The sequence below is a fragment of the Priestia sp. SIMBA_032 genome (genome assembly GCF_046535215.1).
GTDB classification, from domain to species: domain Bacteria; phylum Bacillota; class Bacilli; order Bacillales; family Bacillaceae_H; genus Priestia; species Priestia aryabhattai.
On sequence record NZ_JAWRXD010001358.1, the window covers coordinates 1 to 244 of the forward strand.

The 244-nt window shown below is 70.9% G+C and carries 1 protein-coding gene; it reads left to right on the forward strand.

All coding sequences use genetic code 11. The features are described from left to right. Window positions 1-13: 13 nt before the first annotated feature. On the forward strand, window positions 14-244 hold a 231-nt coding region (locus tag SB717_RS38750; RefSeq protein WP_410908567.1), incomplete at its 3' end, for an alcohol dehydrogenase catalytic domain-containing protein.

A 244-nucleotide genomic window follows, 5' to 3' on the forward strand; every position in this document is an offset into this window, starting at 1 on the left:
GGGGCAGGGGGAGGTGGCCATCCAGGTCGCCTACGTCGGCATCTGCGGCACCGACCTCCATGTCTTCCACGGCGACATGGATGCCCGGGTGACCACGCCCGCCACCATCGGCCACGAGATGTCCGGCACGATCGCCGCGATCGGCCCGGGCGTCGACGGATGGAGCGTCGGCGACGCCGTCACCGTCATGCCGCTGTCATGGGACGGCACCTGCCCGGCGTGCCTCGCCGGCAACATGCACATC